The sequence below is a fragment of the Salegentibacter haimaensis genome (genome assembly GCF_054121495.1).
The window spans coordinates 1-24588 of the sequence record NZ_JBSYGH010000025.1; the positions used below are offsets into that span (position 1 = coordinate 1).

The 24588-nt window shown below is 39.8% G+C and carries 23 protein-coding genes; 11 read left to right on the forward strand and 12 right to left on the reverse strand.

The window, feature by feature from the left end; all coding sequences use genetic code 11:
• Positions 1-81 precede the first annotated feature (81 nt).
• From ACW6QP_RS15010 to ACW6QP_RS15025, 4 genes are all read right to left on the reverse strand, one after another.
• Positions 82-258, reverse strand: a complete 177-nt coding sequence (locus ACW6QP_RS15010) for a hypothetical protein (RefSeq protein ID WP_457911695.1) — start codon at positions 256-258, stop codon at positions 82-84.
• Between the two features lie 77 nt (positions 259-335).
• Positions 336-1022 carry an N-formylglutamate amidohydrolase gene (locus tag ACW6QP_RS15015; protein ID WP_457911696.1) on the reverse strand — a complete coding sequence of 229 codons (687 nt, stop codon included), beginning with the start codon at positions 1020-1022 and terminating at the stop codon, positions 336-338.
• Positions 1019-2239, reverse strand: a complete 1221-nt coding sequence (locus ACW6QP_RS15020; RefSeq protein WP_457911697.1) for a carboxylate-amine ligase — start codon at positions 2237-2239, stop codon at positions 1019-1021. The genes ACW6QP_RS15015 and ACW6QP_RS15020 overlap by 4 nt, the downstream gene beginning before the upstream one ends.
• 1 nt (position 2240) lies before the next feature.
• Entirely contained in the window at positions 2241-3692 is a 1452-nt protein-coding gene (locus tag ACW6QP_RS15025; protein ID WP_457911698.1) for a RimK family protein, read from the reverse strand.
• A 117-nt stretch (positions 3693-3809) separates the two neighbouring features.
• Here ACW6QP_RS15025 and ACW6QP_RS15030 point away from each other — a divergent pair, with 117 nt between their 5' ends.
• Positions 3810-5099: a dipeptidase gene (locus ACW6QP_RS15030; RefSeq protein ID WP_457911699.1), complete on the forward strand. Its 1290-nt coding sequence runs from the start codon at positions 3810-3812 to the stop codon at positions 5097-5099.
• 18 nt (positions 5100-5117) lie between these two features.
• Here ACW6QP_RS15030 and ACW6QP_RS15035 read toward each other — a convergent pair whose 3' ends face one another.
• Positions 5118-5996: an SdiA-regulated domain-containing protein gene (locus ACW6QP_RS15035; protein WP_457911700.1), complete on the reverse strand. Its 879-nt coding sequence runs from the start codon at positions 5994-5996 to the stop codon at positions 5118-5120.
• Positions 5997-6733: 737 nt separating this feature from the next.
• On the opposite strand from ACW6QP_RS15035, the gene ACW6QP_RS15040 reads away from it, so the two are divergent.
• Entirely contained in the window at positions 6734-6877 is a 144-nt protein-coding gene (locus ACW6QP_RS15040; protein ID WP_457911701.1) for a hypothetical protein, read from the forward strand.
• Between the two features lie 149 nt (positions 6878-7026).
• A complete protein-coding gene (locus tag ACW6QP_RS15045) occupies positions 7027-9345 on the forward strand; it encodes a transglycosylase domain-containing protein (protein ID WP_457911702.1) in 2319 nt (772 codons plus the stop codon).
• Between the two features lie 51 nt (positions 9346-9396).
• Here the strand turns inward: ACW6QP_RS15045 and katE are convergent, their stop codons facing one another.
• Entirely contained in the window at positions 9397-11553 is a 2157-nt protein-coding gene (gene katE, locus ACW6QP_RS15050) for a catalase HPII (RefSeq protein WP_457911703.1), read from the reverse strand.
• 150 nt (positions 11554-11703) lie between these two features.
• Here katE and ACW6QP_RS15055 point away from each other — a divergent pair, with 150 nt between their 5' ends.
• Positions 11704-12186, forward strand: coding sequence for a DoxX family membrane protein (locus tag ACW6QP_RS15055; RefSeq protein WP_457911704.1), 483 nt, complete (start codon positions 11704-11706; stop codon positions 12184-12186).
• 53 nt (positions 12187-12239) lie between these two features.
• Here the strand turns inward: ACW6QP_RS15055 and ACW6QP_RS15060 are convergent, their stop codons facing one another.
• The gene (locus ACW6QP_RS15060; protein ID WP_457911705.1) at positions 12240-13754 is read right to left on the reverse strand and encodes a DEAD/DEAH box helicase; all 1515 of its coding nucleotides are present in this window, start codon (positions 13752-13754) and stop codon (positions 12240-12242) included.
• Between the two features lie 183 nt (positions 13755-13937).
• Here ACW6QP_RS15060 and ACW6QP_RS15065 point away from each other — a divergent pair, with 183 nt between their 5' ends.
• Both ACW6QP_RS15065 and ACW6QP_RS15070 read left to right on the forward strand, forming a co-directional pair.
• Complete coding sequence (locus tag ACW6QP_RS15065) at positions 13938-14657, forward strand: Crp/Fnr family transcriptional regulator (RefSeq protein WP_457911706.1); 720 nt, start codon at positions 13938-13940, stop codon at positions 14655-14657.
• Positions 14658-14763: 106 nt separating this feature from the next.
• A complete protein-coding gene (locus tag ACW6QP_RS15070; RefSeq protein ID WP_457911707.1) occupies positions 14764-15321 on the forward strand; it encodes a hypothetical protein in 558 nt (185 codons plus the stop codon).
• Between the two features lie 75 nt (positions 15322-15396).
• Here ACW6QP_RS15070 and cysM read toward each other — a convergent pair whose 3' ends face one another.
• The 3 genes from cysM to ACW6QP_RS15085 form a co-directional block, all read right to left on the reverse strand.
• A complete protein-coding gene (cysM, locus tag ACW6QP_RS15075) occupies positions 15397-16284 on the reverse strand; it encodes a cysteine synthase CysM (protein ID WP_457911708.1) in 888 nt (295 codons plus the stop codon).
• On the reverse strand, positions 16285-17073 hold the full coding sequence (gene epsC, locus ACW6QP_RS15080) for a serine O-acetyltransferase EpsC (protein ID WP_457911709.1): 789 nt from the start codon (positions 17071-17073) through the stop codon (positions 16285-16287). It lies immediately after the preceding gene.
• Positions 17074-17456: 383 nt separating this feature from the next.
• A complete protein-coding gene (locus ACW6QP_RS15085) occupies positions 17457-19712 on the reverse strand; it encodes an FUSC family protein (protein ID WP_457911710.1) in 2256 nt (751 codons plus the stop codon).
• Between the two features lie 126 nt (positions 19713-19838).
• Here ACW6QP_RS15085 and ACW6QP_RS15090 point away from each other — a divergent pair, with 126 nt between their 5' ends.
• A complete protein-coding gene (locus ACW6QP_RS15090; protein ID WP_457911711.1) occupies positions 19839-20834 on the forward strand; it encodes an NADP-dependent oxidoreductase in 996 nt (331 codons plus the stop codon).
• 3 nt (positions 20835-20837) lie between these two features.
• On the opposite strand, the gene ACW6QP_RS15095 is transcribed toward ACW6QP_RS15090, so the two are convergent.
• Both ACW6QP_RS15095 and ACW6QP_RS15100 read right to left on the reverse strand, forming a co-directional pair.
• Positions 20838-21239, reverse strand: coding sequence for a hypothetical protein (locus tag ACW6QP_RS15095; protein ID WP_457911712.1), 402 nt, complete (start codon positions 21237-21239; stop codon positions 20838-20840).
• A gap of 134 nt (positions 21240-21373) precedes the next feature.
• A complete protein-coding gene (locus ACW6QP_RS15100; RefSeq protein WP_457911713.1) occupies positions 21374-22087 on the reverse strand; it encodes an SDR family oxidoreductase in 714 nt (237 codons plus the stop codon).
• 198 nt (positions 22088-22285) lie between these two features.
• Between ACW6QP_RS15100 and ACW6QP_RS15105 the strand changes: the two genes are divergently transcribed.
• From ACW6QP_RS15105 to ACW6QP_RS15120, 4 genes are all read left to right on the forward strand, one after another.
• The gene (locus ACW6QP_RS15105; protein ID WP_457911714.1) at positions 22286-22654 is read left to right on the forward strand and encodes a hypothetical protein; all 369 of its coding nucleotides are present in this window, start codon (positions 22286-22288) and stop codon (positions 22652-22654) included.
• Between the two features lie 85 nt (positions 22655-22739).
• Positions 22740-23357 carry a YqaA family protein gene (locus ACW6QP_RS15110; RefSeq protein ID WP_457911715.1) on the forward strand — a complete coding sequence of 206 codons (618 nt, stop codon included), beginning with the start codon at positions 22740-22742 and terminating at the stop codon, positions 23355-23357.
• Between the two features lie 78 nt (positions 23358-23435).
• Positions 23436-24224, forward strand: a complete 789-nt coding sequence (locus ACW6QP_RS15115; RefSeq protein WP_457911716.1) for a DUF1206 domain-containing protein — start codon at positions 23436-23438, stop codon at positions 24222-24224.
• 92 nt (positions 24225-24316) lie between these two features.
• Positions 24317-24475, forward strand: a complete 159-nt coding sequence (locus ACW6QP_RS15120) for a YqaE/Pmp3 family membrane protein (RefSeq protein WP_457911717.1) — start codon at positions 24317-24319, stop codon at positions 24473-24475.
• Positions 24476-24588 lie beyond the last annotated feature (113 nt).

Genomic DNA, 24588 nt, shown 5'->3' on the forward strand with positions numbered 1-24588 from the left:
ATAACATTGTAAAACTGCCTAAAGCACGAATAAAAAAAGACCGTCTAAAAATAGCTTTTAAGACGGCCTCTTTTTTTTGCCTTAGGCCCCATCGGCCAGGTCTTTTAAATCTTCGTATTTTTGATTGGTTTTAATCACAAAACCATTGCTTAGCATTATACTGCAGCCAAAATCTTCCTGATCGGCGATGTATAAAATTTGATGTTTATTCACGTAAAAAACATCTTCGTTCAAGTCTTTAATCTCAAAAAATAACATGACAGGTAATTTTTTACAAATTACGAGCCCATTTTAAAACTTAAAACTGGGGAAATCCAGAATTTCTATATCAAAATTTACATCGTCAGTGAGGAATTTACCGCTTGAATTATGCCTTTCTTTAACCAGGCCGGAAATTGATTATTTTCAGCATATTTCTGGTTGATCTCCAGCTCTATCCCCAGGTAAGCATCTGGAAATTTTCTTCTTAAATAAGTAGTGAATCCATCGGCTTTGCCTAAATAAGGGTAGTTGGAGCGAACCTTTAATTCCGGCAAATTCTGCTGCAGCATTTCTTTCAAATTCTTACTGAAGCTTTTTTCTCGCGGTCTTTGCGGGTCGTATAAAATTCCGATATCGGCTTTGCGCTTTTGTACGTTTAAAATTGGTGTAAAAGAATGTATGGAAAGATGTAAAACCTCATTTCCGTTCGTGATTTCTTCTGAAATCTTTTCTTCCAGGGCATTTCGGTAAGAAAAATAAAAGCTTTCCAGAATTTCCTTCTTCAAGGCCGTGGAAAGATTTTTGGAAAATTCTGAAAATAAGGCAGGATGATTAAGAGAGCGATTAACTTCAACCAACAACCTGCTAATCTCATTAAATTGAGAGTATTGAGCCAAATCCTGAAATTGCCTGAAGAGGTCCAGGGCTCCCAAATCTAACCCACGATGTGAATTAAGTTCATTTTCTGCATCTGGGAAATAGGGTTTATAAATTTCAGGAATTATATTCCCGCCGTGTTCGCAACTTAATATCAGGATCACGGCTTAAAAAATTTGTTTTCAACCAGGCAATCGGCCAGTTCCAAATACACCTTTTTTAGCTGCTCTGAACTGGGTGTCCTCCCGGTTCGCTGAAGAATCCTGGTGGCAAGACTTCCGTTATTTAACAAAAACTCCAGGCTTTCCTGATGCTTCGGGGAAATATTTTCTTTTACCCGTTCATAAATTTTAAGCCATATTACCTTTACACTTGCTTCAGAAGTAATATCGAAAATTGAAAGAAAATGAGAATCTTTGACCATAGTTTCTTCCGCAGAAACTATTACCTCATTAAAAATTGCAAATAACTGCTTTTCATCAAAGCTTTTTTGATCTTCCAAAGCAATCCACTCCTCTCCTACCAAAAGTTTTAGAGTTTCGATAATTAACACAGCTATGGCCACATCGGCTTTGGGACATTCCTGAATATCGATGATTCGAATCTCGATGGCCTGCCTGTCAAAACGGGCAATGGCGCCCCGACTGTTTAAAAAATGATGTTCAAGAATATTTTCTGTGTCATAGGGTTTAATCGCCTTATTGATGGGCTCAAAAATGCGTTCGAAGTAGTCTTTTCGTGAAAAAACCTGCTCGGGAATTACAGTCCCTGTCATTTCAGGAATTTCTTTCTGATTGGTTTTGTAATAATTTAAACGGGCATCTTTAAAGCCGGTAAACTTTCCGTCTAAAAAAGGGGAGCTCGCGCTTAACCCGGGAATTATTGGTAGCAAAAGCCGAATAGCGGCATGTAATTTTTCAAATTCTTCATCACCCGAAAATGGCAAATTTATATGAGTGCTTTGCAAGTTGCTCCAGCCGTGACCGCGGCAATCAAAAATTATATGATACAACTCGTAAACCTCATTATTGCTATGTTTCCAAAGTTGGGTGTCGGTTTCGGGATTCATCAGAGGATGCGCCGCACCCGGTAATAATCTAGTGTTTTTTAACTTTAGATGCTCATTGATTTCAAGGATGTTTTGGTGAAACAGCTCATCCAGGTTTTCCAAATCCCTGGTTGGACCATTGGTTTTCAATTCAATCACGTGAGCCACTAATTCATTGCTCCATTCAATTTTTCCATTGTCTACATCAGAGCAAACCTCCCCGGTTTTGTCGAGAAAAAGTTCATCTACCACTGGTTTTACCCCAAAAGTATTCCTGTCAACCAACATATATTCTAACTCGATACCGGTGACTTCAAATAAATGATAACTCATCTTATTTCTTTTCTAATCTGGATTTTAACGCTTTTAAAATTTCGAGATAAATCTGGTCGCCATACCAGACATCTTCAACTCCTGCATCTATATTGGGATTATCGTTAATCTCGATGACCAGGGCCTTATTCTTAATCATTTTAATATCTACTCCATACAGACCCGGCCCTAATAATTTTGTGGATTTCAGAGCCAGTTTCAGTACTTTTTCAGGTACATCTTCTAATGGAAGACTATCGGCATTTCCATCCTGGTCCTTTTTCTTTTTAGCCTCCCAATTATAGATTTGCCAGTGACCCTGGGCCATATAATAACGGCTGGCATACAATAACTTTCCGTCTAAAACTCCAATTCTCCAGTCATAGTCTGAAGGAGAAAATGCCTGGGCAATGATCAGTTCCGATTTTTTAAGCATCGCAGTAACCAGCTCGAAATATTCTTCCTGGGTATGGGCTTTTTTAACCCCGAATGAAAAGGTAGAATCGGGAGATTTGAGGACTACCGGAAGTTTGATCTCTTCCAATACCTTAGCCTTATTGTCTTTATGAACTATGAGCGTTTTTGGCGTTTCAATACCCGCATTGAGCATAGCTTCGGCCATAAAAACCTTATTACAGCATTTTAAGATAGCATCGGGATAATCTACAATTGCGATCTCTTCCTGTTCGGCCTTGCGGGCAAAGGCATAGGCCTCATTATTAACCTCGGTACTTTGCCTTATAAACAGAGCATCGAAGGCTGAGAGGCGGGAAAGATCGCCGGGACCAACAACTTCAACATAGAAACCCAATTTTTCACCGAGTTCTATAAATTTTTTAATCGCCTTGGCATTGCTGGGCGGGGCAGGATCGTTAGGGTTTACCAGAATGGCCAGGTCATATTCAAAATTCTGGCTACGCGGGGTATCATAACGTTTTTTAGCAAAAAACTCTTCGGCATATTGCTGCACCATTTCCCTGTGTTCTTCGGAAATTTCAGATTCTGTAACCGCTTTAATGCTTTTGATTTGCCATTTAGTGGTATACTGAAATTTAACCTGAAGCAGGGGAATTTGGAAATGCCTGAAAAACATCGCACTTAATTCTTTGTACTTTCTGGCCAGGTTTTGCCCGAAATAAATGCTAAGCGTAAATTCCCTGGATTTGATGTTTTTGAGGTTGCTCTGTATAAGCTCATCAAATTCCCCTGATACAATTTTCACCAGTTTTGGCGCCCTTAAATCTACCAGGTTTTTTACCGTGGGCAGGGCAAGATGTCCCCGGGCCTCGGCAAGCAGAGATACATAATAGCCACGGGATTGATAGCTATAATCTTTGCAAAGATTAAAGATTCTGGCTTTCTTGAGCTTAAAATATTGGGGATTGGTTAGATAATCGGTGGCTGAGATCACTTCAACCAGAGGGGCCTGTATCTTCCAGGTTTCAGGATTATTTACAACTATATATTTCTTCATTATAGGGGTGCAAAAACAATCAAATGTACAGGAAAAAAGTTTTCTAAAACAAGCTGACTTTTCTTCACTCAAATTTTATCCTTAAATTCAGCGCTATTATAAATGTAATTCAATAAAATGAAGTCCAGTCTCTTAAACTTTAGTCTGTTTTTAGCTACCACTGCGGCGGTAGCTCAATCTGCAATTAGTCCTGAAATTCGTGAAAAAGCTCAGCGCATTCACGATAATGTAATAACCATAGATACTCACGCCGATATCAATGTAAACAATTTCACCAATGAAGCGAATTATACTATGGACCTTGACACCCAGGTAAATTTGCCAAAAATGGAAGCCGGCGGGTTAGATGCAGCCTGGTTTATAGTGTACACCGGGCAGGATGAATTAAGCCCAGAAGGTTTTGAAGCCGCACATAATAATGCGATGCTGAAGTTTATCGCCATTCACAAATTGGTAAATGAAATTGCCCCAGATAAGATAGGACTGGCCACAAACTCGGCTGAAGTTCGCAAATTACATGCTGAAGGAAAGAAAATCGCCCTAATAGGAGTTGAAAATGGCTACCCAATTGGCCGGGATATTAGCCATGTTGAGAAATTCTATAAGCTTGGCGCGCGCTATATGTCTTTATCCCACCAGGGCCATAGCCAGTTGAGCGATTCAAACACAGGAGAAAATAATGATGAATGGTTGCATAATGGCTTAAGTGAGCTGGGAAAAGAAGTTATAAAAGAAATGAACCGACTGGGGATGATGATCGATGTTTCCCATCCTTCTAAAGAAGCGATAAAACAAATGTTCGAATTATCTGAAGCACCATTATTAGCCTCCCATTCTTCAGCCCGGGCGCTTTGTGATCATAGCAGAAATTTAGACGATGAGTTGTTGTTACTTTTTAAAGAACACGGCGGGGTGGTTCAAACGGTAGCTTTCAGCGCTTATGTAGATACCGAAAAAACCGAAGCCTTCAACAAAGTCAGCCGCGAAGTTTATGAGAAGAAAGCCAGGGAGATGAATTTTGCCTTAATATCCCGCGATAGTGTGCGCAGTCTTCCGCAGGAAGAACAAAGGGCTTATTATACCGAATATCAAAAAGTGAGAAAAGCTTCAGAAGCTGACATCGAAACTCTAAAAACGAAAGTTGAACCTGTGGGGGTTTCAGACTTTGTGGATCATATAGATTATATGGTAGAATTGATTGGAATTGACCACGTGGGCATTAGTTCAGATTTTGACGGCGGCGGCGGAATTGATGGCTGGCAGGATGCTTCAGAAACTTTAAACATTACCATTGAACTTGTAAAAAGGGGCTATACCGAAGAGGAAATCGCCAAATTATGGGGAGAGAATCTGCTGCGGGTAATGGATGAAGTAGATGCGGTGGCAGAACGACTTCAGAAATCATAAAAAACTTTAAATCAGTTGCTAAAGGCCGTCTTCGACGGTCTTTTTGTTTTTATCGAGTTGTACCTCCAGAATGTTCCCCGGGTAATACCCACCTTCGTTAGAAATAAATAATCTTCCATCGGGAGTAAAACTAATACCTTCGGGCTGATTAAATTTTTCGGGATGCAACATATAAAGTTCTTTGGGGTTCTTTGTGGCTGCATCGAGAATAAGCAATTTCGGGCTGGCTCCATCCAGAACATAGATATCACCGGTTTGAGGATGAAATTCCATATCTGAAGGTCTCATTACCCGGGAACTGTGAATGTATTCTATTTCAGAAAAAATTGAGTCGGTCATCGATATTCCAAAAACGGGATTGGGATTAAGTTGTTTCGCATCGAGATCGAAAGCATAAAAATTTTTGTTGCCATCTTCTTCCAAATCTTTAACCCCAATAATTAAATTGTTGGAATTTGGATCTTTACTAAAGGATTCGGTGTTATGTCTCGCAGTTAAACCTGTGGAATACTGATTGAAATCTGGGTTTGTATCCAGGTAATTTTTAATTTCAAACAATTCTCCATCACTTCTCAAAACCCAGGCATCATTATCCAGGATTCGAATGGCCTCAAAATCTCCGGTACCCGTAAAATCTATTTCACTAAGTATTTTCTTTTGGCCGAGATCATAAATGAAGACAATGCCTTCCTCGTCCATCACGCAGGCGATTTTGTTATCACCTATCCAATGTATCCCGGAAATTTCTTCCAGTACAGAGGGCATATCCCAGGAATCTACAATTTGATAATTCTCCTCGGCATCGAAAGCATAGAGCCTATCTGTATTAAAGGTAAAATAGATTACCAGGACCAGGGCAATAACTCCTGCTACAATAAAAATCGCTGCTTTATTCATGCTGGTTTTATAGTTTGCTCAATTTCGGAAAAATATAGGCAGCAAGGGTTTAAATAAAAGCTAATTAAACAAGCTGATAATATTCCTGGTTGCAACTTTTTGTACTGCAATTCAGGGATTTACCAGCTGTTTCATACCCAATTTGTTAATAATTAGTTAAAAAAGTACCTTTTTATACATAGTACTGTAACAGATTGAAACCGAGTGCAGTCTATATAGTAAATCAAAACTTTAAAAATTATGAAAACTAAAATGGAAAACAACAGAAACTTCTTCGGAATCGAAAAAACCAATGCCAAGTCTATTTGGAATAACAGAAGAAGGCACAATTAAAAGGGTCATTTATCAATCAAAAAATCAGAAATTATGAAATCATCAGCCAACTCTCGCAGAACATTCTTAAATCAGGAAAAATCGGGACACAAATCAAATTGGGATCAGAAAAGAAGATTCTTAAGTTAAAAAATTCATCAATCAAAAAATCAGAAATCATGAAATCATCAGCCAACACTCGCAGAACATTTTTAAATCAGGAAAAATCGGGACACAAATCAAATTGGGATCAGAAAAGGAGATTCTTAAGTTAAAAAATTCATCAATCAAAAAATCAGAAATCATGAAATCATCAGCCAGCAATCGCAGAGCCTTTTTGAATCAGGAAAAACCAGGTCACAAGTCAAGTTGGGATCAAAAGAGGAGGCATTTTAGTTAAGTTCAATCATCAAAAGTTAACCATCATGAAAAGCATCAATCAAATAGTGGAATACGGTCATTTTATAAAAGAAAATGATATTAAAATCAGGAAACGAATTCTGAATTTTAAAAGACAATATACCAGGCAAAAATGGGCGCATAATAATCCCATCGCCTTTCAAATTTAAAGCTAAGTTGTTATGAAATCTACCGGGACTGGCCGGTGCTAAAGGCACCGGCCTTTTTATTTTAAGGCTCTTTTAAAACCTTAAAAAAGAATTAAATAGAGTTTAGGTTTTTTATAGGTTTTGTTTATTTGCAGGACCTATACCTAATTATGTTAGAAAAAATAAAGAGCTCGCCTAAACTCAAATGGGCAGTGATCATTTTGGGAAGTTTATTCGCTCTTGGAGTGATTTTCTTTGCAAGTATTTATTTTGGAGCCTGGGGCAAACTCCCCTCCTCTGCCGAATTAAAAGAACTTAAACAAAACCGCGCTACCCAGGTACTTTCAGCCGAAGGCGAACTTATCGGGAAGTTTTATGTTTTCGATCGTCAACCCATAAAATTTGAGGAATTACCCCAGCATCTTATCGATGCCCTCATCGCAACCGAAGACGTTCGTTTTTACGAGCACGACGGTATCGACAACCGTAGCCTCTTCAGGGTGTTTTTTAAAAGTATTTTACTGCAGGACGAGTCTTCTGGCGGGGGTAGTACGATCACCCTTCAGCTGGCCAAAAATATCTACGGAAGAAAAGATTATGGCTACCTGGGAATTGTAGTGAACAAAATGCAGGAGGCGATCATAGCCAAGAGAATAGAAAAGGTTTATGACAAAGATGACATTCTAAGGCTTTATTTCAATACGGTACCTTTTAGTGATAATACCTTTGGTATAGAAAGCGCGGCTATGAAATTCTTCAGCAAACACACCGCAGAGCTCAGTTTAGAGGAAGCCGCGGTTTTGGTAGGAATGCTAAAAGCATCTCATTATTACAATCCAAGAATTTTTCCTGAACGCAGCAGGCTTCGCCGGGATGTGGTACTTATGCAAATGGCCAAGTATGGGTATTTATCAGAAGAAGAAGCCGAAGAGGCCAAACAAACCGATATGGTCCTGGATTATAAAAATTACAGCCACGATAAAGGCCTGGCGCCCTATTTCAGGGAACAAATTCGCAAAGATGTTAGCCGAATTCTGGACACTCTAAAAAATAAAGATGGCCAAACTTACAATATCTATCGTGATGGCCTGGTGGTGCATACCACTCTCAATTATGAAATGCAGGAAATGGCTGAAGCAGCGATGCGTGAACATATGAGTAAGCTGCAGGTTCAACACGAAGAGTCTTATGGCGAAAAAGCCCCCTGGCTAACCAACAATGAAATTTTGATGGATGCTTTAAAGAAGACTTCCTCCTGGCAAAAACTCGCGAAACAGGGAATGCAGGAAAGTGAAATTATGCAGGAGCTTCAAAAAACCAGGTCTATGGATTTATTTGAATACGACGACATTACATCCAAACAAGCAAGCGTCGTAGACAGTGTGAAGCATTACCTAAAGTTTTTAAACGCCGGAATGCTGGCCGTAGACCCATCAAATGGTGCAGTACAGGCCTGGGTTGGAGGTGTGGATTTCAGGTATTTTCAATATGATCATGTTTCCCAGGCTAAAAGGCAGGTGGGCTCTACATTTAAGCCTGTAGTGTATACCGCTGCCCTGGAACAGGGTATTGAGCCCTGTACCTATTTTTCGGCAAGAGAAGTTACCTACAGCGGGGGCTGGACTCCGGGAAACAGTGGGATGAGCGAGGAAGAGGAAGAGATGAATTACAGCATGGAAGAAGCGCTTAGCAAATCGATGAACACTATAGCGGTAAAAGTACTCACCCAGGCCGGGATTGGAAATGTGATAAATCAGGCCAGGAAAATGGGAATAGAATCCGATTTACCCCAGGTGCCATCCATTGCTTTGGGAACCGCATCACTAAGTTTAACCGAAATGGCTACGACCTTTACGGGATATGTAAATTCCTCGCGTTCCAGCAAGCCTTATTATATCTCGAAAATCGAAGATGGCAGCGGCAATGTTCTGGCAACTTTCGAACCCCAGGTATCCCAGCAGCCGGCCTATTCAGAAGTTACCAGGCAAACTATGTTGGAGATGATGAAATCTGTAGTTAATAAAGGTACGGCATACAGGTTACGCAGCACCTACGGACTTCGAAATCAAATAGCGGGAAAAACAGGGACGACTCAAAATAATAAAGACGGTTGGTTTGTGGGGGTAACCCCAAAATTGGTGACCGTTACCTGGGTGGGCTCAGACGATCACAGAATTGGATTCAGAAATACTTATATAGGCCAGGGAGCGAATTCAGCATTACCCATTTTTGCCGGGTTGATGCAAAAGATGAATGCCAATCCCGATTTTGCTGAAATCACCAATGCCCGTTTCCCTCCTACCTCGGCCAGCGTTCGTGAAATGCTGGATTGTGAACCAGAACAACGCGACGGATTCTTTAAAAGATTATTTGGCGGTGGAGATGATAATAATGAAAGACAAAGGCGAAGAGATGAGGCTGAAGAAGATGACGGCAAAAAGAAAAAGGGTTTCTTTAAACGCCTTTTTGGAAAGAAAGATGATAATTAACAAAAACAGCCGCTCTGATAGCGGCTGTTCTTTTTAAAGAATTTTCAGATTCTAAACCGGAACCTGCTCAGTTTTTTCTCTTTCCCAGAAGCGATGTTTTCCAATAGCTTCGATAAAGTCTTTTCCCGAAGATTTTGAATTCCCAAGAACTACTCCCTGATCTTTCATTTTTTTCTTATCGATTTTTTGCCAAAACCAGGTTTCTTCGATAGGTCCGGTTTCACTGGCTGAAGCAATAGCCTTGCAATGCTTATAGGCTTCATTAAGAAACTGAATTGCTTTGGGTTCTTTTTTTAAGGCTTTATGAGCTTTTTCTCCTGAAGGAACAAAAAAGGCATCAAACAATACTGAAGCAGCCGTGTTGTAGCTGTGATCAACTTTAAGTTCTTCACCCCCGGCCGTTTTCACCGCATTGCTGTTGGTCCCCAGAATTTTTACCATCGCCCCTTCTTTCTCCAAAGCTTTCTTCATATCCTTAACCGATTTTTCATCAACTCCATCGGCACATAAAAATGCAATCTGCCTGGTTTCAATATCTCCAAAGCCGTATTGCATCATATTTAAAGCTTTGTCTTCTTTCACCGAAGGATTGCTTTTAGAAGGCTCATAGCGTTTTTTGTCATAATCGGCTGGAACCCCGTGGTTGATTTGTTTTTCAGATTTTGGAACCTTTACCCCCAGGTTTTTGGCCACGGCTTTTGCAAGGTCTTTATCTACTTCGTTGAGATGAGACAGCATTCTCATTCTAATTTCTTTGACCTCCACTTTTCCCAGCTCAAAACTAAAGGCATCGATTATATGTTGCTTTTCGATATCTGTTTGGCTGTGGTAAAATAAAGTTGCCTGGCTAAAGTGATCTTTAAAACTCTCACTGCGTTCCCTTACTTTTTTGGCATCTATTTTTTCAGGATAAGAATCAAATCCGCCTTCTGCTATTTTTGCCTGGAAAGGGCAACCATTGGCAAGGCTGTTGGGTTGGTATGCGGTTCTGCCTTTATTGATTTCCTGCCGCATATGCCCGTCGCGTTGATTGTTGTGCATAGGAGCTACAGGACGGTTAATTGGAATCTCGTGAAAGTTCGGGCCACCAAGACGCTTCAGTTGAGTATCTGTGTATGAAAAAAGCCGGCCTTGTAATAAGGGGTCGTTGGTAAAATCAATTCCGGGGACAATATGACCCGGATGAAAAGCTACCTGCTCGGTTTCAGCAAAGAAATTATCGGGGTTACGGTTTAAAACCATTTTGCCGATGCGTTGAACCGGCACCAGCGATTCGGGGATAAGTTTGGTAGGATCAAGGATATCGAAATCGAATTTATGCTCATCTTTTTCAGCAATTAGCTGCACCCCTAATTCCCACTCGGGAAAATGGCCGTTTTCTATGGCTTCCCATAAATCCCTTCGATGAAAATCGGGGTCATTTCCTGAGATTTTCTGGGCTTCATCCCAGGCTACTCCGTGAACCCCCAATTTAGGTTTCCAGTGAAATTTCACAAAGGTCGCCTCTCCATCTTTATTTACAAATCTGAAGGTATGAATTCCGAAGCCTTCCATCATTCTCAAACTTCTGGGAATCGCCCTGTCGCTCATCGCCCACATAAGCATATGGGTAGATTCAGACATTAGCGAAGCGAAATCCCAGAATGTGTCATGAGCCGAGGCCGCTTGCGGGATATCATTATGGGGTTCGGGTTTTACAGAGTGAATGAGATCTGGAAATTTAATCGCGTCCTGGATAAAAAACACCGGGATATTATTCCCTACCAGGTCATAGTTACCTTCATCGGTGTAGAATTTAACGGCAAAGCCTCGTACATCACGGGCTAAATCGGTGCTTCCTTTATTTCCGGCAACTGTAGAAAACCTTACAAAAACCGGAGTCTTTCGGGAGGGATCCTGCAGGAATTTAGCTTTGGTGTATTTTTCCATAGATTCATAGACCTGAAAATAGCCATGTGCCGCCGATCCTCTTGCGTGCACAATACGCTCGGGAATTCGTTCGTGATCAAAATGGGTGATTTTTTCCCTTAGAATAAAATCTTCCAGCAGGCTGGCACCCCTGGCTCCTGCTTTTAGTGAATTTTGATTATCGTTAATTCTTACCCCCTGGTTGGTGGTTAAAAACTGATCTGTGCCATCTTCCCGGTTTCGTTCAAGGTCCTGTAACTTTTTGTTTTCTGCTTCAGCTTTTTTACCTGATTTTTTCATAATTAATATATTTAGTGGTTAGCTTAAATTTCCAAAATTTTAGGCCCCTGGCCTATCCCTGGCTGTTAAATAAATCCTATAATTCGCAGGTAATTGTAAGGCCTGAAAAATTATTCATAAACTTGAAATAGATACTTTAATCAAATTAACATGCCAACCGAGGAACTTAGAAAATTAGATCGAATAGATTACCGCGTTACCAAATGGATGTACACCTACGGGAAGCCAATGTTGCGCATTTCGCTGGCTATTGTTTTTATCTGGTTTGGTGCTTTAAAAGTGGTCTTTGAAAGTCCCGCTCAGGATATGGTGGCCGCTACGGTATACTGGCTGGATCCCGAATGGTTTATCCCGGTTCTTGGAATTTGGGAAGTGCTCATAGGTATTTTTATGCTTTTCAAAAAGACCATTCGTCTGGCATTGATCCTGCTTATATTTCAAATCCCGGGGACCTTCTTTCCGCTAATCGTTTTGCCGGAAGTTTGTTTTGAAAATTTTCCTTTTGTGCTTACGACGGAAGGCCAGTATATTATTAAAAATCTTGTGGTAATTAGCGCTGCGATTGTAGCGGGAGGATCAATTAGGGAAAGAGAATTTGTGGAGCGCGATTTAAAATCGGCCGATACCGAATAAAAAAAGGCCCGGCGAGGATGCCGGGCCAATATATCATAATGTTGGGAACAAATTTAGAATTCCTGGTTAATGGCCAGTCTTAATTTTCTGGAATAATCTTCTTCCAGCCAGTCCCGGTAATTTTTGGTGCTCTTACTTATACAATAGGAATATTGTTTGATACGGGAGGCGATATCATCTTTTAGTTCCTTGGCTAAAATACGCGCATCAAATACATCTTCACTATTCTCCACACACATTTTTACGTGCTGTTCCAGAGACCACTCTAAAACGGTTTTCGATTTTAAACCTTTTTGAATTACTTCATCATAAGCCACTTCAACATCAAAATCAACATTTTCAGACTTTGCGAATTGTTTCCTAAGTTCAGGAGGCATTTGGTATTTGAATTCCCTTTCTATCTCTTCATCGCTAAGAAGATTTTCAAAATAGAAATCGGGCGATCTAAAGATCTGTTTCCAATCTACCGGGGCACTCCAATGGCCAAAACGCGCCAGGTTATTTCCTAAATCTATAACCGAAAACTCTTTTTTATTCGGAAGAACCCTGGAGCCCCGACCAATCATTTGAAAATAAAGTGTAAGCGATTTGGTGGCCCGATTTAGAATAATGGTTTCTACCGTAGGTTCATCAAATCCGGTGGTTAGAATACTTACCGAAGTAACAATGGCATCGGGCGTGTTTTTAAACCATTTCAGGATATCCTTTCGGTCCTGTTTACTGGTGGTGTTGTCCAGGTGCCTTATGGGCAATCCGGCATTTTTGAAAGTTTCATAAACTTCGATAGAGGTATTAATCCCGTTATTAAAAATCAAAGTCTTCTTACCGCGTGATCTATCATAATAGGCATTCAGGAGTTTTTCCTGCATCGAGAAATTAGAATAAAGCTCTTCAGAAGATTTTACTGTATAATCCCCGTTCATCCCCACCTTTAGGCTGGTAAGCCCAACATTGTAACTATAGGTATTAGCCCGGGCCAAAAAGCCTTTCTCAATCAAAGAATTAATGCTATCTCCCACTATCAGCTCCCGGTAATTATCTTTCATCGGAAGTTTGATATTGGAACTTAGCGGCGTTGCGGTAACCCCCAGGATAAAACACTTTTCAAAAAACTTGAAAAGCTTTCTGAAGCTGTTATAATGTGCCTCATCTATGATTACCATCCCAATATCACGCACCTCAAGCTTTTCGTCGTGAAGGCGGTTATTAAGAGTTTCTACCATAGCAACGAAACACATATAATCTTCCTGGTCGGGTAATTCCTTTACTTTGGAATTAATAATCTTATTGCGCACTCCAAAATCGGTAAGCATATTTGAAGTTTGCTTACAAAGCTCAATTCTATGAGTTAGAATAAGTACTTTCTTTTGGGTGCGTTGAATATATTCTCTAACAATTTGAGAGAAGATTACCGTTTTTCCACCTCCAGTGGGTAACTGGTATAACAGATTATAGTGCTCTGGATGCTCATCTATAACCTTAAAAATTTTATTTATATCATTTTGTTGGTAGCCATATAATTGTTTGTCTACTTTCTTTTCTTCTATCCCAAATGTTTCAACCTCCATAGTGTGTTTTAAAATCTCAATTTTGCAAAAATAGCTGATTTTTCAGGTTTAATGAAATTATCGCGCCACAATTCATCGAAATGAATTTTTAAAAGACTAAATTTGTATTTCTATTGCTACACCAATACTTCAATATTTCTCCCCCCTTTTTTTAGGTTGTTTCTGTTTTTTAAAGGCTGCGGTATGTTGAAGAAAAAGGCACTAAATTCTTATTGCGAATTATTTCGGAATCACAGAATTTTCAAGGAAATTTCAAATGAAAATCTGGAAAAAATTCTCTCTTCTTTTTCAGAAGAGAAAAGACCTGAAAACTCCTGCTCCATTACCAGCCAGGGTACGCTAAATCATTTTTACTTAATAGTTTCAGGCAGGTTAAAAATGTACCAGGTAGATGCCACAAATTCCCGCGAATTAACTCTCTTTCTTTTAAAAGATCAGGATTGTTTTGATACCCTCTGCTTACTTGAAAACTGTGAGCATAAGGTTTATTTTGAAACTTTAAATGAGGTGAAATTACTATGGATACCAATGCCTGAAATGAGACAGTATCTAAAGCAGTTCCCTCAAATAGGCTTGAATCTTCTGGGGTATATGGCCACACAAATGCGGCAATTAGAAGAATATGCCACCAATATAACTTTTGTGGATATATCTACCCGCCTTGCTAAACTAATAATAAAGAACTTAAACGGTCAATCCCGAAAACTGGAATCTATAAATGATCTTTCTAATGAGGAGATTGCCAATCTTATAGGTTCAACCCGGGCTGTTGTTAATCGCCATTTGCAGGAGTTCAAACATGACGGAATTTTAAAATTAGGTCGCAATAAAGTTGAACTTGAAAATTTAAATCTGCTTCTTCAAAAATTGGAAAACGGGGAAAATTCTTCCCAAAATTTTTAATAGGATGCAGTGTTAAAAATGTAGCTGTGATACCCAGGTAGTATTAAAGCCGTATTAGAGCGAGTACTTTTACCTCATAAATAGTATTAATCTAATTTGGGGTGTTATGAAAAAATTAATTTTACTGCTTCTCTTTGTGGCTTTCGTAAGCCAGGGGCAGGCACAGGTTATTATGCTCGATGAGCTAACTTTGAAATCGAATCCTTCTCTATTAAAACTTGAGAATGAAAACAGCAGTCTCAGGATCAATATTCCTGAGAAGTATGCAGGTCACTTTTACAGCAATCCGCTGAAATTTGCCAGAGAAAACTTTGATGTACAACAATTGGTAGACGCTAATATTGGCAGCGATATCGATAGGTATGAAGTGGTTTTTAAAACCAATAAAGGGGCTCTGGATGTAATCTTTGATAATGATGGAAGATTAATATCAACCTATCAGCATTTTAAGAATGTTCCCATGTCTAAAGACATCGTTGTTGGGATTATGAAAGATAATCCGGGGTACGCAATTCTGGATAATAAACACATTGCCAGTTCGAAAGGCAGCTGGGTTGCAGATAAAGAGTTTTATAAAGTAAAACTCAAAAATGGCAAAGACAGTAAAACAGTGAGGGTAGATCTTAGCAGGACCCGGGATGGCTATGCGGTGGCAAATAATTAAGCAGCATATCCTATCCTCTTTCGGGTAGAGTAGTTAGTTTTTCATGGAAAACCGGGAGCCAAAACTCCCGGTTTTTTAATATTTAAAAAGGTCTGAAGACAAATACCTGTCGCCACGATCACATATAATGCTTACCACAACCCCACTATCGAGTTCTTCACATAATCTTACTGCGGCCGCAGTAGCACCGCCACTGCTCATCCCGGCAAAAATTCCTTCCTGTCGGGCCAGTTTATTTGTCATACTTCGGGCTTCTTCCTCGCTAACCTCAAGAATTCTGTCAACTTTTTTAGGGTTGAAAATTTTGGGCAAATATGCCTCGGGCCATTTGCGAATACCGGGAATTCTGGATTCATCGGTAGGTTGCACTCCCACAATTTGAATATCGGAGTTCTTTTCCTTTAAAAAAGTTGAAGTTCCCATAATGGTTCCGGTAGTGCCCATGGAAGAAACAAAATGAGTGATTTTTTGGTGGGTGTCATTCCAGATTTCTGGGCCGGTGGTTTTGTAGTGTGCTTTCCAGTTGTCATCGTTAGCAAACTGGTTGAACATAAATCCGCCGGTTTTTTTAACCTTCTCCTCAGCATAATCTCTGGCTCCTTCAATCCCGCCATCGGCATCGGTAAGGGTTACAGTGGCACCATAAGCGCGCATCGTTTGTACTCTTTCTACTGTAGAATTTTCAGGCATAACCAATTCAATCTTCAGCTTAAAAAGGCCTGCAATCATCGCCAGGGCAATACCGGTATTGCCACTGGTAGGCTCGATAAGCAGGGTGTTTTTATCGATGTCTCCCCTTTCTAAAGCGCTTTTAATCATATTGTAAGCAGGCCGGTCTTTGACACTTCCCCCCGGATTTTGACCTTCCAGTTTAAAGTATAAGTCTACCTTCGGATTTTTAACCAGGCTCTGAGCTTTTACCAGGGGTGTATTTCCTATAAGTTTTAATACTGAATCTTCCATCTACTCGGCGTTGTTTTTAATATTGATTTGTGGAGTATGTGATACCATAGAATTTTTAGGGACTGAGGCGGTTAACCAAACATTTCCGCCAATTATACTATTGGCTCCAATTGTGGTTTCACCTCCCAAAATAGTAGCATTGGCGTAAATGGTCACATTATCCTCTATGGTAGGGTGTCTTTTTACATTCCGCAAATTGCGATCTACATACAGCGCACCCAGGGTAACCCCCTGGTAGATTTTTACATTATTTTTAATGACAGCAGTTTCCCCGATAACAACCCCCGTAGCGTGGTCTATAAAAAAAGGCACTCCTATGCTGGCACCAGGATTAATATCGGTACCTGTGAGCCGGTGTGCACATTCTGTCATTAACCGCGGAACCAGAGGTAAATTAAATTTATAAAGCTCGTGGCTAAGCCTGTAAATAGCTATGGCGTAAAAGCCCGGGTATGACAGATACACTTCTTCAACCGAATTTGCTGCAGGGTCATTTTTGGCGATAGCATTCGCATCTTCATTGAGTTTTTCTAAAATTTCAGGAAGGAGCTCTAGATAATCCTGCCATAATTTTCCGCAGGGTTTAGATGGTTCCCAGCATACCAAATCGGCAAGTTCTTCAAAATCTTTTTCGAGCTGCTCAATATTGGAAGCCACCGGGGTAGCTTCATCAAAAAGCGTATAAAATAGTTTATGGGTGAAAGCTTCAGTTTTCTCCTTGATTTCGAATTTCAAATTTGGATGCAGCTTTTTGGATTGGATCCTCTCTATGATGTTAGCCTTGCTCATAAAAAATCATCTGGTTCAACCTCAAAAATAAGCAATGTACAGGCAATAGCAATTATTTAGGATAAATGATTATTATAGAACAATTGGGGGTAGAAAAATTTAACAGTAAATCATAGTTAAAAATTTGATAACAAGAAATTTACGAGAGTTTTAAAGCCGTAAATTAGATCTGTAATTTTAATCAATTTAATCATGGCACAGCAAGGACAACCACGTAAGCAGGAGGAGCCCAAAAAACCTGGAAAACAGGAAGCCGCTCCAAAAAAGCAACCGGCTAAGCAAAAACCAAAAAGGTAGTTTCTAAATTATCGGGTAAACCGAAAAGGAAAAATTGAACTGGCCACCCTATAAGGGTGGTTTTTTTTGTGACCACTTTCAAAGATTTAATTAGCCATTAATTTTAAGTAACGCTTTTCAAGCTTCTCGGCGATCTCCAGAAGCCATTTCAAATGATCTATAAGCATTCTGGCTTCCTGTAATTCTTCGCGCATTTTTTTATTCTCGCTAAACTTACCTTTCTGAATTTCCCGATCTCTGTGAATAAGCAGGGATTTTAACCTGGTGTCTAAATTTTTCCTGGCTTTATCCAGGTCTTTTAAATTCGATCTTTCTCCAGAATCTATTTTTGTTTCCTCTATAGTTCTGGTTAGTTCCTGCTGAATATGATTCACAAAAACTTCAAATTCTTTGGAAGCTGCGGTGGTGGGATGATTGCGCATAAATGTTCCCATCGCTGCTAGAACCGACAGAAAAGTCTGGTTAAGGTTGGTGATTTCATAGATTTCCTTGAGATTCTGCTGCCGGGCGCGTGGTTCCTGTGTCATTCTTTGAAATGCGGCGTTGAGCTGGCCCATAGCCAAAAAAGCTTCTTTTCTGGCCAGTTTATAGGAAGCCGGTAAACGGGTTTTATTCTTGTAATAAGCATTAATTTCAGCAAGAAATTTGCGATTTGCCCGCACACTATTCCTAATGAGATTTTCGATCCCGCTGGTTTCCCAGAATGGCCATAAAAACTGGTTCCCGAGTGCCGCCAAACCAGCACCCAGCAGAGTATCTACCACCCTGAATTTTATAACCTCATATACATTGGGCTGTAATAAACTGTAGATAAATACAATACTTAGAGTTACAAAAATTGCAGCAGTCTTATAATTTCGCTGAATTAGGGAAAAGGCAAAGGTGAGCGACAACCACCCCAAAACTCCGTATAAGATGGGATTCTGACTAAGAAATACGATACCCAAAGCTATTATTGCTCCAATTATAGTCCCAACAATTCGCTGCCAGGAACGTTCGCGGGTTAAACCATAATTGGGTCGCATAATAACAACAATGGTTAAAATAATCCAGTATGCATTATCTATAGAAAAGTATAACCCAATTCCAAAACCAATCAGAACCACAAGGGCAAGCCTTAAGCTATGTCTAAAAATTGGAGATTGTAAATTGAAGTTTTCCAGCAAAATTTTAGGATCATAATCCTGCGGAGTTATAAATTTTGCCGCTGCCTCCCGACTTATTAAAAATTGCTGGCCTGCGCCTAAATTTCCGAAGATTCGCAAAATGGTGAGGATGCGATTGGTTTGTTTTTCCAAATAATCATATAGCTGAAAAATATAAAAATTTGAATCGCTTTGAATCCCTGTATTAGCCAGTTGCCTTCCTGTTTTAAAGTGATCGAGAAATGCGGTAATTTTATTCTGAAGTGATTTGAGATTATCTTTTTTCCCTGAAAGAATTTCTTCGGCAATTTGATGTAGCAATCCCGATAATTCCCTAATATATTCCTGGAATTCCTCTAATCGCTTATTATCTTTCTGAATTTCAACCGCTGTTTTTTCATAAATAAAAGGATTGGCAAGCGCCAGTTCAAAAATATCTACGAGTTCAATAAAAATAAGCAGGCGTTTGCGAACATAATTCGAGCTGCCAGATTGAAGCCGCGATCTAATTAAAACCCCTCTTAAATCTTCGTGCTTTTCGCTTAATTGGGTTTGAAGCTGTAAGACCTCTTTGGTTATGCTTTCTTTGTCACAATCTGGATTAAGCATTTGAGCCCGTTTTTCCATAAACCGCGCGGTGAGCCTTAAGCAATCGGCTAAAAATTCTTCGGTAATTTTTTTCGGATTCAAAAAATAATAGGCGGTGCTAAGACTTAGATACCATAGCCCCCCCGTGGTGATAAATATGGCGCGTTCCCAAATTTCAATTTCACCAGAAAGATTGGCAAAACTCAGTACGATGGCAAAAAGACCCGAGAAGGCCACCAAAGAAGCCCGAAACCCAAAAACAGCCAGGTACGAAATCCCGAACATCAGGCCGGGAATAGATAAAAGTAAGATCCAAATATTCTGTTGGGCATAACCCATTAGCAGGCTAATAAATCCTGCAAGGAATGCAGCCAAAAGTACTCCCACACTTTTGTGCTTTAAATTTCCGGGAATATCACTGGGAGAACTCAACAAACATCCTACGGCAATGGCGATACTTTCTTCTAAATAACCTAGCTTTATTCCTGCTAAAATCGGGATACCTATGGCTAAACTTAAAATTATGGCTTTAGCGAAATCGTAAGACCGGGTAAAATCTAAAAGATTTGACCGTTGTTTAGAGAGGTATGCTGATACGCCAGCCTTCATATCGATTTTTGAGAATTAAAGTTAGGTGCTATCACTAAGCTCGACTCAAATTTAGCTTTAAATTAGGATGATATAATTGTAAAGCTCCCGGTTTAAATTTAAATTGAGTTAAAAATCTATTTTTATATGAATAAGGTAATCTTACTTAAAAATCGCCCTACCGGGGAACCTACAGAAAATGATTTCAAAATTACAAAAGAAAATATGCCTGTTCCCGGCAGTGGGGAAATACTTTTAAAAAGCCTGTATATTTCGGTAGATCCTTATTTAAGAGGAAGAATGCGGGATGAAGAATCTTATATTGAGCCGTTTGAAATTGACAAACCCATAGAATCTATGGTAATTGCCCGGGTTGAGGAATCTAAAAATCAAAATTTTGCTGAAGGTGACCTGGTATCAGGAATGCTTCAGTGGAAGGAATACCAGGTTAGTTCAGGGAAATCTTTGAATAAACTTCCGAAGGAAACTAAACAGCCCTCGGCTTATCTTGGAATACTCGGTTTAACGGGACTTACAGCATATATCGCATTAGACAAGATCGGGAATTTAAGCAATGGCGAAACTCTGGTAGTTTCGGGTGCGGCCGGGGCTGTTGGCAGCACTGTTGGTCAAATCGCAAAAATTAATGGCTGCCGTGTAGTAGGAATTGCCGGGAGTGATGAAAAAATTAAAAAGATTACTGAAGATTTTGGTTTTGATGCCGGGATAAATTACAAAACCAGTCAGAATATTAAAAAGGATCTCGAAAGCGCTTGCCCCGATGGTATTGATGTTTATTTTGATAATGTTGGCGGGGAAATCCTGGATGCAGTAATGACCCAAATAAATAGTTTTGCCCGAATTATTAATTGCGGCGCAATTTCGCTTTATAATGAAACTCAAGCACCAACAGGCCCAAGACACGAGGGAACCCTGATTAAAAAATCGGCTTTGATGCAGGGGTTTTTGGTTAGAAATCATGCAGCAGAATTTGGTCCTGCTTTAAAGCAATTATCCAAATGGCTGGAAGAAGGTAAATTGAAATATGAGGAAACCCGGGTTGAAGGTTTTGATAACTTACCTAAAGCTTTCCTGGACCTTTTTAAAGGAAATAATACGGGAAAACTGGTGGTTAAGATTTGAGGATTAGTTCCAGATAGAATTTCCACTTAAAAGCTTCCATTCGGTATTATTGGAGATCAATTTTAGAAGCCTGGTATTAATCACTTTAAAAGTGAGGCTGCCAGAGGGAATTTCATAACTATTAGGTACATAAACAATTATCTCCTTTCCTCTAAGCTCCCAGGTGCCTCTCCAAATGATATCGGTAAGCATAATTTCTGCTTCCGAATTTGGATAAAGATCGAGCTGTTGATGGCAATTGATAAAAAAGTCGGGGGGTTGGGATTCTTCGCAGTCTTTTTCGGTAGAATAAAACAGGTGGACGTAAGATTTATTTTCAAATCGCTTGTGTTTGCCCGACATCATTCCTTCGGAACAGGACAAAAAACCAAAAACAAGAAATAATATCAGCCACCGCATCTTCATACCTAACAGAATTATATTTCAAATTACTGAAATTTAGCGGCTTATAAAAGCGCATTGTGATTTGTTTAGAGGGGGAAAATTCCCCCTTTTCAAGAAAAAAGCCGGCTTAGAAAAATTAGCCGGCTTTCAAATCTTTATTTTGATGGAGGTTGAGAGGGCCTCACCTCAATTTTACTCGGCAAGGTACGCGGATTCATTTTAAGCAGATCCTGCACTAATTCCCCAATATCTTCAGGCTGGATTTTCCAGGCATCTTCTTCATTTGGCGTATGCCCATTAAAATGAGTAGCTACCGATCCCGGCATAATTGTACTCACATTGATTCCTTTTTGTCTTAGATCCAGCATTACGGCCTGGGTAAAGCCTGTTAAACCAAATTTACTCGCATTATAGGCGGCCCCTCCGGCAAAGAAATTAGTTCCTGCAAGGCTGGAAATGGTAATAATATAGCCTTTAGACTTGGTAAGCGCTTCGAGAGAAGCTTTAATACTGTAAAATACCCCGGTTAGGTTGGTATCTATGGTTTCCTTCCAATCCTGCGGGCTTAACTCATCTATGGCTCCAAAATGCCCAATCCCGGCGTTGGCGACAAGCACATCGAGCTGTCCCCATTTGTTAAGCACCTCTTTAACCGCTTTTTGCTGACTTTCAAAATTTCGAACATCTGCTTCGAGCCCTAAAACTCTGTTTTCGTCTCCCAGCTTGCGTGCGGCTTCTTCGGCATTTGATTTTGAGCGGCTGGTGATGGCTACTTTCATTCCCATATCGAGTAAACTACGGGCTACCCCGAGGCCAATTCCCTTACTGCCTCCGGTAATAAAAGCTACTTTATCTTTCATAAAATTCATTTTTTTTTAATTTCCCTTAAAGCTAATAAAGATTGGTGCCTGCTTAAAATACTAAGCACTAAGATATTGTTAATATTAATGCAGATTATAGCCTGAATTTGTGTGTTAAATTGTTTCAGGAATTATTGAAAGCAGTAAATTTGCATCGTTATTGGGAAAATCCGGTAGCTAAGTTGAACCCATATAATTCAGAAGATTTTGGAAAATATAAAAGCTCAAAAATTACTTAATAAGATTCAGCGTGACCTTATGCGCAATGGTATTATCACAAACACCATTGTTGAAGATTTAAAAAGTTTAAGGGAGTTGGTGGTAGAAGAAGGGAATCCGCTTCTGGCCAAAGTTATCAGGTTAACTTTTGAGCATATTGAGACTTATGAAGCTTTCGAAGTAGCCATCCCACAGGATGAGCCCTTAGAAGGTGAAGAAATTGCTGAAGAAGAGATTACCGGACGTGAAAGCCTGGATTATTTACTCTCTCTAATGGCCGATTCCCGCAACAGAGTAAATGAAATCGAATTAAGAGAATACGTAAGTGCCCTCCAGGATTACGCCGAGGAAAATTAAATTTACAACACATTTAGGCCCGGTATTTGAAAAACCTGCCATCAAAATACAGGGTCTCTAAGCCTGTTTAAAAAAAGCCTGCTTGATGAAGAAAGATGCGAAGTCTAAAAAGAAATCGCGCATACGCTTATTACACCAGTATTACAGCTATACAGGGTTTTACAAATTTGTGTGGAGAAGTGTAAGAAAAGCTATTATTCCCATTTTACTTTTCGTGGGTGCCCTGGTAGCCCTGGACAGGTATGTTTTAGATATTGAAAATCTTCTTGTTGAAGTTACTGAAACCTACCCTCCTATCGGGATACTTTTGGTGTTTTTTGCTTCAGAATCCTTGCTGGGGTTAATCCCGCCTGAACTTTTTATTGCCTGGTCGGGGAAATCTTCCAGCCCTATTTTATATCTATCACTTCTGGCGCTGGCCTCTTACCTGGGTGGGGTAATTTCTTACTATATTGGGAGGGCAATTACCAAAATTCCCGCCGTGCACGAAGCCATAGAGGTGAAAATGGCTCAGCATATTAAAAACACCCGAAAATGGGGTGGTTTTTTAATCATTGTTGGGGCTCTTTTACCAATACCTTTTGCGATGACCAGCATCGCTGCCGGAATTATTAAATTTCCTTTTCAAAGTTTCCTAATGTTCGGACTACTAAGGTTTGTGCGTTTTTATCTTTATGCGCTGGTTATATTCGAAATGGTTTAGAAGCTTAAACTTTTACTAACTTCTCGCCCACCCGTATATTTTTGAGTAATTTTAGGTTACTAACCAACTAACTCAATTATGCAAGAAAAGGTCGAAAAAGTGGCCCGGGCCGGCTATGTCGCCAAAGGGAGTATTTATGGTATTATTGGAGTACTCACCTTTCTGGCTGCTTTTAATATGGGAGGGCAAAGCGCAGGACAACTGCAGGTGCTGGAATTTCTGGAAAAGCAAAGTTTTGGGCAGGCACTTCTAATTTTAATGGGACTGGGACTTTTATGTTATTCTTGCTGGCGATTCTTTCAGGCTATAAAAGATCCTGAAAATATTGGCAGTGATAAAAAAGGATTGGCTAAACGATTTGGCTTTTTTATTAGCGGCCTTATCTACCTTGGTCTTGCAGTTATCTCATTTCTGAAAGTTATAGATGCAGCAGGTTCATCCGGAAGCGGTCAAAACGGTATGATGTCTGATATTCTCACTGGTCCTGCCGGGGTTTATATTTTTGCGGTTATCGGCATAGGATTGATCATTGCCAGTATTTTTCAGTTTAAAAAAGCAATAACCGGTGAATTTTTAGAGAAGCTGGGGTATGGTTCTATTTCCGAAGAAAAAAGAAGAAAAACCGTAAAAAATACAGGCTATCTCGGGCTTATTGCAAGGGGAATAATCTTCGGAATTATGTCGTATTTCTTTATCAGGGCCGCCGTAGAATCCAACACTTCTGAAATCAAAGACACCCGCGATGCATTTTCATTTCTTGAAGAATCGGCTTTTGGATCCTGGTTGATGGGAGCGGTGGCTGCAGGTTTTGTTTGTTATGCGATTTATTCGTTTATGCTGGCCAGATATCGCAAATTCGGTTCCTGAAACCTGTTAAAACCAGATTAAAGTCTATTGCCGGCTTTAGTTTTCTCCTGAAAAACTCTAACTTTTAATTATTAACCATAAAACCAACTAAAATGTCATTACTAACCATTATTCTGAATATCCTATTACCGCCATTGGCAGTATTTTTAAAACACGGGCTTAGCGGCACCTTTTTAATAAGTTTGTTGCTTACAGCGCTGGGCTGGTTACCGGGGGTAATTCACGCCTTCCTTGTAAACGGAAGCAGATAATATTGCAACTATATTTAAAGTAAAAGAGGCCGTCTTAAAAGCTATTTTTAGACGGTCTTTTTTTATTCTTGCTTTAGGCAGTTTTACAATGTTATTGTTTTCGTTATTCGTTA

What these genes read in the sequence shown, in the direction of transcription:
- ACW6QP_RS15010 (WP_457911695.1), bottom strand. Translation starts at nt 258, where the DNA reads ATGTTATTTTTTGAGATTAAAGACTTGAACGAAGATGTTTTTTACGTG.
- ACW6QP_RS15020 (WP_457911697.1), bottom strand. Translation starts at nt 2,239, where the DNA reads ATGAGTTATCATTTATTTGAAGTCACCGGTATCGAGTTAGAATATATG.
- ACW6QP_RS15025 (WP_457911698.1), bottom strand. Translation starts at nt 3,692, where the DNA reads ATGAAGAAATATATAGTTGTAAATAATCCTGAAACCTGGAAGATACAG.
- ACW6QP_RS15030 (WP_457911699.1), top strand. Translation starts at nt 3,810, where the DNA reads ATGAAGTCCAGTCTCTTAAACTTTAGTCTGTTTTTAGCTACCACTGCG.
- ACW6QP_RS15035 (WP_457911700.1), bottom strand. Translation starts at nt 5,996, where the DNA reads ATGAATAAAGCAGCGATTTTTATTGTAGCAGGAGTTATTGCCCTGGTC.
- ACW6QP_RS15040 (WP_457911701.1), top strand. Translation starts at nt 6,734, where the DNA reads ATGAAAAGCATCAATCAAATAGTGGAATACGGTCATTTTATAAAAGAA.
- ACW6QP_RS15045 (WP_457911702.1), top strand. Translation starts at nt 7,027, where the DNA reads ATGTTAGAAAAAATAAAGAGCTCGCCTAAACTCAAATGGGCAGTGATC.
- katE (WP_457911703.1), bottom strand. Translation starts at nt 11,553, where the DNA reads ATGAAAAAATCAGGTAAAAAAGCTGAAGCAGAAAACAAAAAGTTACAG.
- ACW6QP_RS15055 (WP_457911704.1), top strand. Translation starts at nt 11,704, where the DNA reads ATGCCAACCGAGGAACTTAGAAAATTAGATCGAATAGATTACCGCGTT.
- ACW6QP_RS15060 (WP_457911705.1), bottom strand. Translation starts at nt 13,754, where the DNA reads ATGGAGGTTGAAACATTTGGGATAGAAGAAAAGAAAGTAGACAAACAA.
- ACW6QP_RS15065 (WP_457911706.1), top strand. Translation starts at nt 13,938, where the DNA reads ATGTTGAAGAAAAAGGCACTAAATTCTTATTGCGAATTATTTCGGAAT.
- ACW6QP_RS15070 (WP_457911707.1), top strand. Translation starts at nt 14,764, where the DNA reads ATGAAAAAATTAATTTTACTGCTTCTCTTTGTGGCTTTCGTAAGCCAG.
- cysM (WP_457911708.1), bottom strand. Translation starts at nt 16,284, where the DNA reads ATGGAAGATTCAGTATTAAAACTTATAGGAAATACACCCCTGGTAAAA.
- epsC (WP_457911709.1), bottom strand. Translation starts at nt 17,073, where the DNA reads ATGAGCAAGGCTAACATCATAGAGAGGATCCAATCCAAAAAGCTGCAT.
- ACW6QP_RS15085 (WP_457911710.1), bottom strand. Translation starts at nt 19,712, where the DNA reads ATGAAGGCTGGCGTATCAGCATACCTCTCTAAACAACGGTCAAATCTT.
- ACW6QP_RS15090 (WP_457911711.1), top strand. Translation starts at nt 19,839, where the DNA reads ATGAATAAGGTAATCTTACTTAAAAATCGCCCTACCGGGGAACCTACA.
- ACW6QP_RS15095 (WP_457911712.1), bottom strand. Translation starts at nt 21,239, where the DNA reads ATGAAGATGCGGTGGCTGATATTATTTCTTGTTTTTGGTTTTTTGTCC.
- ACW6QP_RS15100 (WP_457911713.1), bottom strand. Translation starts at nt 22,087, where the DNA reads ATGAATTTTATGAAAGATAAAGTAGCTTTTATTACCGGAGGCAGTAAG.
- ACW6QP_RS15110 (WP_457911715.1), top strand. Translation starts at nt 22,740, where the DNA reads ATGAAGAAAGATGCGAAGTCTAAAAAGAAATCGCGCATACGCTTATTA.
- ACW6QP_RS15115 (WP_457911716.1), top strand. Translation starts at nt 23,436, where the DNA reads ATGCAAGAAAAGGTCGAAAAAGTGGCCCGGGCCGGCTATGTCGCCAAA.
- ACW6QP_RS15120 (WP_457911717.1), top strand. Translation starts at nt 24,317, where the DNA reads ATGTCATTACTAACCATTATTCTGAATATCCTATTACCGCCATTGGCA.